Annotated in this window: 4 protein-coding genes and 1 tRNA gene; 1 reads left to right on the plus strand and 4 read right to left on the minus strand. The window is 33.1% G+C overall.

The annotated features are described in order from the left end of the window. Positions 1-1,187 precede the first annotated feature (1,187 nt). Entirely contained in the window at positions 1,188-2,552 is a 1,365-nt protein-coding gene (locus Cyrtocomes_RS04610) for a porin (RefSeq protein WP_322498025.1), read from the minus strand. A 429-nt stretch (positions 2,553-2,981) separates the two neighbouring features. Continuing rightward, positions 2,982-3,554, minus strand: coding sequence for a ribonuclease HII (locus tag Cyrtocomes_RS04615; protein ID WP_322498026.1), 573 nt, complete (start codon positions 3,552-3,554; stop codon positions 2,982-2,984). On the opposite strand from Cyrtocomes_RS04615, the gene Cyrtocomes_RS04620 reads away from it, so the two are divergent. Then, the gene (locus tag Cyrtocomes_RS04620) at positions 3,553-5,241 is read left to right on the plus strand and encodes a protein-disulfide reductase DsbD family protein (protein ID WP_322498027.1); all 1,689 of its coding nucleotides are present in this window, start codon (positions 3,553-3,555) and stop codon (positions 5,239-5,241) included. The genes Cyrtocomes_RS04615 and Cyrtocomes_RS04620 overlap by 2 nt on opposite strands. Before the next feature lie 213 nt (positions 5,242-5,454). Here the strand turns inward: Cyrtocomes_RS04620 and Cyrtocomes_RS04625 are convergent. After that, positions 5,455-5,528 (minus strand) — tRNA-Gly (locus Cyrtocomes_RS04625). A 475-nt stretch (positions 5,529-6,003) separates the two neighbouring features. Then, positions 6,004-7,191: a phage portal protein gene (locus tag Cyrtocomes_RS04630; protein ID WP_322498028.1), complete on the minus strand. Its 1,188-nt coding sequence runs from the start codon at positions 7,189-7,191 to the stop codon at positions 6,004-6,006. Positions 7,192-7,290 lie beyond the last annotated feature (99 nt).

Here is a 7,290-nt window from a genome sequence, read left to right on the forward strand (position 1 = left end):
TTTTTATAACCAATCCCTAGACGCTTTATTGCATACTTAATACATGACTCAATTATTCCTAATCTTTTAGCATGGCTATCTGGATGATCCAATATATCTCGTATTAATGCTTCTTTACTGAGCTTTTCCACGGTTTATTCCTAGTTTTCTGAGGCTCTATCGCCTTCTTCCATCTACTTTAGGTTCTAATAGATATGTAGAAACTTAGATCTTCATATCTTCTGCATGTAATTTCATTACTTTCTTTCGAAATTGTAATGTCATTTTATACTATCTTAGCTATACCTACATTATTGAAAAATATATAAACAAGATTAATATGTGATAAGGCCACATATCAAAAGAATTGTTTAACAAATTCTTTAAAAATTAGATAACTGTAATTACTAAAGTGAAGAAAAATATATTCATGAATGTCAAAGATAAATTATAGAGACAATCTTTTTATCTATAAAATCAATAAATGATTTGACACATCTATTAGCGAGACTTATAAATTACCAATTCAAGACCGATAAATCGTCTTTTTTACTCAATTTTATCTTAAGCTTAAATACAGTTCGGGTTAACTATGAGTAAATCTATATAGAGTCGTTAACAAAATAATTTAACAAGGACGATGAAGCTAGGTAGCACTTGGTCCAGTTTGTCAAACCTCATCCATTTTGTTTTACTTTATAGTACTTCTATCCCAGCATACTTTCACCACAGTATCTAGAAATATACATGTTAGTGATATAATAGGATCCCACTATCTTTGTATCCTGATAACTAAGAAGTGTTTCAATGTATATAGCAGTTTTATTTGTGGTGGCGATATTTACTTCTTGTATTACAGCTTATGCTAACTCAGCTTAAATAAGTATAAATTCAGAACATATTTGACCTAAGCGATATGATTTTTTGTATATTATTTTCTACCTTCCATTCAAATCACTTGTGTAGCTTTTTGAAATCTATCCATTCGATGCCAACAATATATAATTCAACATTTATCCCGATTCTTACAATATGAGGCCTACTTAGTAAATTTTGCCTACCTCACATTTGGATATTTCTCTTTGAATTATAAGACTATTGCACATAATCTTATATGATACTGGATATCAAAGTACACTTTTTGGGGGCAAAAACAACATTTTGATTATTTTGCCCCATACACTCTTTCTCAGAGCTGCGCCTCTATATTAAAATTTAAACTTGAGTCCAGCAAGTAGCACAATTGACTTAGAAAGATTTACGCTATCCCTTTTATCGTCATCTTTATCTTTATAGTAAGATATACTGACCCCTTCTAAATATAGAGAAGTGTTTTCCGTGATGTTATAATCCACTCCCAGGGCGATAGAGCGGAATTTATTTTTTCCAGGATTTTCTTCTTTTTTGAGCAGACCAATCTTATCACCGTATGAATAGGTAGTAGGTATACCGGATGCACTTGAGTTCATGTAAGTCGCACTGAGAGAAACGTGGTCGTTATATTTGAATTTTGCTCCCAATGTCCAGAAATAATTTGAATTACCATCACCCGCATCATATTCATTCGTCTTATCTACTCTAGCACCAGTAGCACCATCACGAGATTCTACTTTCTTTATAGTACCAGAATTACCAAGATATGTGAAAGAAGCGCAAAGAGTAAGTGGATCATAAACCTCAGCAAGAGCACCAAGGCTAAAAGCTAAATTACTGTTTCTTTCAACGAAAAAGGCGTTTGCTTGTTGTTTATCAAGAAGCATTAGCTCTTTAGGAGCGGCATACTCTGCTGTGAGTAGAATAGAAAAAGGTATAGCTGTATCATCTTTTTTAAACCTTACACCAGCTGCGATACCATTTGTATAACCACTACCCGTGCTATAGTTTACAAGATTAACGCTATCCTCTGCAACCTGAGAGCTTATATTACCTTTTATATCTGTATCTGGTATATAAGTAAGTGCCGCAGTAATACCATTATATGCTTGCGATACGTAGCTTAATTTTAAACTCTTACTATTTGAGTAAACAACAGTTGAGACATCACCTAGAAATGCACTAGAAATATCAACTTTATGTTCAGGGACAGGGCTAAATAATGCCTTGTTTCTAATAAAATCAAAAGCATCCCCATCTATCCCGCCAGTTGCACAAGCTAGCTGTGATGCATCAAGCTTAAGATCATCTTTGAAGCCAGCAGCGTTTCCAGCCATAATCTTACCAAGAGATTTGGATTTAAAATATATACCATTCTTGTTCTTTATAGAGGATGTGCTATTCTTATTGCCCGCTGTATCTATATCTAGTTTTATAAAAGCCCCATACTCAACATCATCTTCAGAGACATTATATATAGCTTTTAAGCTAGGTTTTACATATGGTACAAAATTATTCAATTTTTTAGACGTTTCATCTAAGTTTATATAATCAAATTTTTTCTCCTCGTTTGTTAAGAAGCAAGATCCAACATCTATCTCCCCCTCAAATTTTAGGCTAGAAGGAATTTTACTATCACTTGCATAAGCTTGTGAAGCTCCGATTAATAAAAACAGAAAAATAGGCGAAATACCTTTCATATGTCTAAATAAATACTAAAAATGCGCAAGTCCAAGTGAACCAGTAGCACTCGTGATATTATATTAATATTAATTCAATATCAATAACCGCTCGTTTTTAGCCTAGTGATGGTAATTTATATAAAATATAAATCTGATCTTAGGCTAAGATTAGAAAATTCAATGAATTACATTATATTTAACTGGATAAAATTATGTGTTTTTATATCTCTAATCATAATTTAAAATATAAAATATTCTTGAAGATTTTTGCATAGCTGCAGAAAGGCATGGCTATAAGATTTCATAACCTTAAATGGCTTCATGTTAATATTTCTGATCAATACATAACCAGATACAAAAGGCGTTAAAAGACGATTTATAGAACAACCAGTTGAGTAATAATCACCAGCTTATCTTATAATATTGAGATTTTATAATCCATCTAGCTCATTGCGAAATAACAATCTTTTTGCAAAAAGATACTCTATGATATTTTGTTAATCCATTCTTAATAATGGCATTGATATGCTCTTTTGTGCCGTAACCACTATTTTTACTCCAGTAATATTCTGGATATACTGTACATAGAGAAGACATAAGATCATCCCTATAATCCTTCGCTATAATAGATGCCGCTGATATAGATTCCACTATTGAATCACCCTTTACTATAACATCTGAATTTAACTGAGGATAATATTTTAATGGGTTTTGATTACCATCTATTAATATTTTCTTTGCAGAGTAATTATGTATGCCAAAGATAGCTCTTCTCATAGCCAGCATTGTGGCACCCAGTATATTATGCTGCTCTATCTCCTCAACCGAAGCTTCGCCTATTGAGTACTCACAAGAATTCTTTAAAATTCTTGCAAAATATTGTATATTTTTTTTGCTGAGAGCCTTTGAGTCTTTAATTGTAGGTATTGGCGCTGTAAGTACTACAGCTACCGCTACAACAGGACCTGCCAACGGCCCTCTTCCAACTTCATCCACCCCTATTATTTGTGTGTAAATCATGCAAAACGCACCAAGAATAATACACGTACTACTATTACTACTTTTTATTGTGGCGCAAAACGCCTCATCTCAAGAACAAAGTGCTCAAAACCCACTTGTCCTTAGCATAGATCATTTATATAACAAGGCCATTGTAAAATTTAAAATAAAAGAAGGTTGGAAACTACACGGGCCTTCTAAAAGCAGTATAGGCAAGCCGTTACTAATAAATGTAATTAAAACGTTTAATATAAAAAATTATAGAATCTACTTTCCGCTAGAACAGAAGGGAGTAGATGAAAGTAGTGGAAATGCTACAAATTACTATTTTTACCAAAATTTTGTAGAGATACCATTATTAATAGAGCCTGAAGATATAAGCAAACCAGTAAGCTTTAAAATTGCTGTAGAGGCAAGTGCGTGCGGTGAGGAATGCGTGCTTATGGATCAAGAGTTATCTTATGAATTTATAGTAGATAATGTGGATGAATTTAAAGAAGAACTCCATTTGGCTAATATATTAGCCATGTGCATGTTTAGCATTATTGGCGGGGTTATGCTTAATTTTATGCCATGTGTTTTACCTGTCTTATCATTAAAAATTATTTCCATCATTAAGAAAAGTGGAAAAAAGGCACGCGAAATTAGGTATCACTTACTTGGTATTATATCTGGAATTCTATTCATTTTTATAATAAATGCGCTCATAATTGCCATCCTAAGACATGCTGGCCAATTTGCAGGTTGGGGTATGCATTTTCAGAATAAATATTTCTTAATTTTTCTTATATCCTCTATAGTCCTGTTTGCGAATAGTTTACTCGGGGTATTTCCAATAAATTTACCACCTTTTATAGGAAATAGAATTGATAACCTATTTCATAGTACAGGTGGATATTTAAGTGATTTTTTATATGGGGTATTTGGTACATTGCTCGCAACTTCATGCACAGCACCAATTCTATCAACCTCTCTAGTATTCACGCTTTCACAAAATATATATGTGATATTCTGCATATATTTATGCATAGGTTTAGGGATGGCTTTTCCATATTTATTGCTTTTTATATCACCAAGTCTGATTAAGCTTATTCCAAAACCAGGGCCATGGATGATAAAGATCAAAAAATTCTTTGCGATTTTAATGCTGTTAACTGCTATATGGTTAATACCAGTGCTACAAAGACACATTGGATGGGGTGGCATTGCAACATTCGTTGCCTTACTTTCTATTATAACCCTGTTAACTTCTTCAAAACGCACAGATAAAAGATATTTGGTATCAGCCGCCTTTTTTATATTCACTATTGCTTTAGTCGTTCCGCGAGAAGATGTAGATACAAAGATTTCAAATAAGTATTGGCAAGAATTTTCATTAGAGAGCTTAAATAAAAATATTACCAAAGGGAAAACTGTATTAGTAGATATTACGGCAGATTGGTGCCTAACATGCAAATACAACTCAAACAGGGTATTTACAGACGATTTCCTCAAAATGCTTAAAGAAGAGAGAGGCGTTATTCTTTTAAGAGGAGATTATACGCTCAAATCAAAAGAAATTAGCAAATTTTTGGCTTTAAATAACAAATTAGGCGTTCCATGTAATATACTTTATACTCCATGCAATAAAACTGGAGTATATTTCTCAGAGTTGCTTGCAAAACAAGAAATACTAGATGAGCTAGAAAAAAGTAAAAAGTGTGAATAAACAAGACGTGTTTACAGCCTATTTGTTAAGTATAAATTAATACATGCTAAATTCTTTTTGCACTAACCAACTTATTTGTTTAGTCACAATAAGAACTAGTTAAATCAGCTCCACAACTTTAGCCACCTCGATATAGGTGTAATATGAGTTTTATAATTAACAATATTAGAGATCTTTAATTTATTCTAATAATTTACTGAATTTATAAAATTATGGAGCGGGCGGCGGGAATCGAACCCGCGTAGCTAGCTTGGAAGGCTAGGACTTTACCACTAAGCTACGCCCGCACTTGAATTTCATATACAAGTGCGTAATAAAAACGCGAACCAAAACCTATATCAGCTGCTGCAATTTTACAAGGTGAATTCTAAAACATTTTTGCTAACTCTGCAAATTGTATAGCCAATTGTATAATAAATTAATCTCTGGATAAAAAGTGGTGTGGTTATAAGATGATGCTTTAATTATATACTGCACTATTTGAAAATTATCTAAAGATAAAAAATATGCCAAAATTAACACTTTCAACCGTATTGTGTATAGCAGTACATATTGTTAGCATTTAGTGGATTACTAATCATATCGCGATGAAAAATATTTCTTTTATTTTAGTTTTTATGGGCATACTACTTCTTGCATCCTGTGCAAATGATCCAGAAAACTATGATCTGAAAAGTCCATGTATACCTAAAAAATCAACACTTAAGAAACGTTAACATATGTTTATATAAACCTAATCACACTAATAAATAGGTATAATTATCAGCTACTTGTGTAATTGCCTTGCTCTACAAGTGGATGAAGACCCACATATTCCCTTTTTTCATTTGTTGTCATGAAAGTCACATTTTGTAGCCTTTCCCATACAGAGTCGCTTTTTGATGCTAGCGCACTTATTTTTGACCTATCATATTTAATCTCTATATCCAATTCATAATTTTTATTAATCCACCTGCTTATATTAGCGAATGTGTTATCAACCATTGGCAAAACAACCTCCTCCCAGAGCGCTATACGAGCCTCTCTTAAATTATTATATGTATTATCACCAGGAATACCCAACAACTGAGGCGGCACTCCAAATGCTAATGCTATATCACGTGCTGAGCTATTTTTAGATTCTATAAAATCCATATCCTTAGGGGACATGCTCATTTCCTTCCATTCCAGCCCCCCTTCTAAGACCATTGGCCTTCCAGAATTTTTAGGCCCAGAAAAACATTCTGATATCATTTCTTTTATTTGATAAAATTGCTCCCTTGTTAATGTAGAGGGCTTTCCTTCACTATCCTTAACGGTAATAACGCCACTTGGTCTAGCACCACTTTGCAATAATGATTGATTCCATTCGGCTGCTTGATTATGTTGATCTATACTATATGAAGCAGCTTCCACAGGAGATAATCCATACCAATCTGACACTGGATTGAAATTTTTTATATGCAATATATTGCCTTTTCCAGTGACACTATCAAGCATGTAATCTATATTTTTATTTTCAACTGTGTACCTATATCCTAATGGTAAAAATTGCTCCCCGGCTATAATTTTAACCCTTTCTGGTCTTAGTAAATATATTTCAAGTGGCAGAGAATCTCTACCTACCTGAGAAGCAAGTATATATGCATTGCCATATAGCTGCCTATATGTATATATAGACTCAAAAAATTCGAAGCCATTTTGAATTGGATTTGGCTCCTTTAATAATTTTTCAATCCGATTTCTAATCTGTGATTCCGCCCCATCTGCTTTATAGATTATTGGCACAATACTAGCTGCGCATGTTGATATCATCCGTATAGATCTATTTGCAATTACATTTTTTATATATGCCTTATCGGCAAATGTGGTATAGCTCCTATTGCTCCAAACCGGCTTACCAATCTGGTATAAATAAGATTCATTAAATTGAACCTTATCTTTGAATATGCTTTTTATACTATCAAACATTAGGCACTGTTAACAAAGGTTGTATTTAATAGATGCTAAAGCTATAAAGGCAAGGAAAGAGAGATCGGATTTCTCAAATCGTAATGCTAAGCGTCGATT

Origin of the sequence: Candidatus Cyrtobacter comes (genome assembly GCF_034470605.1) — a bacterium.
Taxonomy (GTDB): Bacteria; Pseudomonadota; Alphaproteobacteria; order Rickettsiales; family Midichloriaceae; genus Cyrtobacter; species Cyrtobacter comes.

What these genes read in the sequence shown, in the direction of transcription:
- Cyrtocomes_RS04630 (WP_322498028.1), bottom strand. Translation starts at nt 7,191, where the DNA reads ATGTTTGATAGTATAAAAAGCATATTCAAAGATAAGGTTCAATTTAAT.
- Cyrtocomes_RS04620 (WP_322498027.1), top strand. Translation starts at nt 3,553, where the DNA reads ATGCAAAACGCACCAAGAATAATACACGTACTACTATTACTACTTTTT.
- Cyrtocomes_RS04615 (WP_322498026.1), bottom strand. Translation starts at nt 3,554, where the DNA reads ATGATTTACACACAAATAATAGGGGTGGATGAAGTTGGAAGAGGGCCG.
- Cyrtocomes_RS04610 (WP_322498025.1), bottom strand. Translation starts at nt 2,552, where the DNA reads ATGAAAGGTATTTCGCCTATTTTTCTGTTTTTATTAATCGGAGCTTCA.